We start from the raw sequence: 2,430 nt of genomic DNA, 5'->3' as shown, positions 1-2,430 counted from the left end.
GACTTGAGTTCATATATCCATTTGATCGATATTATAGCGTCATATAAATAAACTAATTTTTCGATGTTTGTAACTCAGGCTATAGATGTGTTTGACAGGTAATTTTTGCATGTGCGGTCATCTCAGGACCGTGCCATGTAGCGTATTGATTGTTTAATGCTGAATATCAAAATAATTTTTTGACGTCAATATCTTAGATATTGAAATTTACTCATTTGTTTTCTTATTGATACTATGATGCCTTTTACCATAATACTAAGTATTAACATATGAAAATTCTATTCCCTTTGCCAAATAAATCAAAAAATGCTTTTTTTCGATTTTTTTCCGTACGTTAAGAGCCCAAAAAATGAAGAAGATGCCAAAACTCCAAAATTCTCTTATCGAATTCTTTAATAATCTATTCACTTATAAAACAATCATATGTGATTTTTTTGCTAGACTTTTGGGAAATTTTGAACAGTCAATTTCGGAATATTGGGACATTTTTGCAATGTTAAAATCATTTGGTGTGTGGCAATTAGAATGAACTAGAATTGATAAAAAAGTCACTGGCAAACATAACTGCAAAGAATTTATTTATATTATTTTAAAATTTAGTCAAACAGTTTAAATATCAAACTGCGTTTAGTAGAAACTACTTGCGGAACCGAAATTATGTTGCTCAAGACAATAATATTTTTAATTTTTCAAATTGGACAAAATATATAAAATTTTACTTTAGTAATGAAAGCAAGCAGTAAAAATACTTATTTTAGAAAACTATTATTTTTATTATATTATTGTCACTTTTTCATTTCTCTAATGATGTTAAGTCGTGTATACCCCACTCTAACAACTAGATACAGAGTTCAAAAAGACAAAGCCGAAAAGCAACACCAGAGTTCTCATTGACAGTTCATGTGTGAATGTAAAAAGCATGCAAATCCAAAAATTAAACTTTTCGAATTACCTGAAGAGCTTATAAATACAAGAGAAAACGTTAAAGATTTTATTTTTGGATCAGCAAGTGTTTGAGAGAAAGAAAAAATACGCAAAACTATTTTTGTTGATCCCGTCTTTATTGGTTTAGTTGAATACAAAGGGCATAAGTTTACGGATGATACACATTATATCTAAGTATACAGTTACGCCATATTATCACTCTCCTAAAGCATATATTTTCATGTGAACCAAATTACAAAAGCCACCTAACTTCAAATCTCTTATAAAAATCTTTCATAGTCACGCGCTAGATGCACACTTGGTACGAGGTTATTGTGCTAGAATAATAAAGATTTTTGGACAGTAATTATGATCTCTCTATCTATATTGAATTTGATAGTTATGTGTTTGTTAAAATACTGTGATTTAGGTCTGCATTTATATCAAATTATAGTATATGTTATTAGGTATAAGGGAATTATTCTGTTTGAATTTTAATAATAATTCAATAGACATCTTTGAGCATTGTATTCATTATTTTCAATAATACTATTACTATGCATCTCATTAATATATAAAGCATTGATCAACAAAAGCAAATTGAAATATTATTTTTTCTATGTTTCAATTATTTTCATTATTAATATATTACACTCATATCAAGAACAAAGTTATAACATTTATTAATGTTTGTGCAGATAATAAGATATAAATTATATCTATACCAAAGCTGTATTTTTACTACCGACGCAGTGTTTAGAATAGACACACATTGAAAATGTTTTCTCTGCATGTGTTATTTACTTTAAGTCATTGTTGGCACTCGAACAGATGGTGATGATGGTGACCTAAAAGTGCTTCGTTCTCGAAAATGACTGTTCAAAAATCTTTAATATTCTAGCATAATAACCTCGTACCCAGTGTGCATCTAGTGTGTGACTATGAAAGATTTTTATAAACTGATCACGAAAAAGGAAGACAGTGGGGTCTCAATTTTGAGAGGATAGTTCTCAAATTCATGATGTAAGCTATTCAAAAAAGTGTCTTCCTTTTTCGCTCCTCTCAATTTATTTATTACAAAATTACTCATCTTCTTCCTCTTCCCCTATGCATTTGGAAGTTGCCGATGAGTCCGGAGGGGACACCAGAACTGTCTCCATCTCTTCGTCGCTAATGGCACCATCATTATTGATGCGCATGAGAAAAATAGCTTTCGTCATCGTCGGATTCTTCTTCAAGCATGGCCTCATCTTCTCTCGCATGAGGTTTTTCTCTTATCATCACTAAATTAATAAAATATCCTTTTAATTAGTTGTATTACGTACTTCTTTATCATGTGAAAGATCGAAGAGATCTAGAATGGTGTGGCCGATACCAATGATGACTTTTTCGAGATCCCTTCCCTTTTTCTTGTTTTGCTAGTATAATCTATGAGGAGTGATTTGCCGAGTGAATCGTTACATCCCGAAGTAACAAATCGAATTTCGAGCTCAACTTTCAACATTT

At 30.6% G+C, this 2,430-nt stretch carries 1 protein-coding gene; it reads right to left on the bottom strand.

The genetic code is table 11. The features are described 5' to 3' along the window. Positions 1 to 2,006 precede the first annotated feature (2,006 nt). The gene (locus tag Q0F58_RS18890; protein ID WP_294379526.1) at positions 2,007 to 2,162 is read right to left on the bottom strand and encodes a hypothetical protein; all 156 of its coding nucleotides are present in this window, start codon (positions 2,160 to 2,162) and stop codon (positions 2,007 to 2,009) included. Positions 2,163 to 2,430: the final 268 nt, after the last annotated feature.

The sequence above is a fragment of the uncultured Clostridium sp. genome (genome assembly GCF_934754915.1).
In the GTDB taxonomy this organism is placed as follows: domain Bacteria; phylum Bacillota; class Clostridia; order Clostridiales; family Clostridiaceae; genus Clostridium.
Note: the sequence above shows the minus strand (reverse complement) of the source record. Positions and strands in the feature narration are given on the sequence as shown.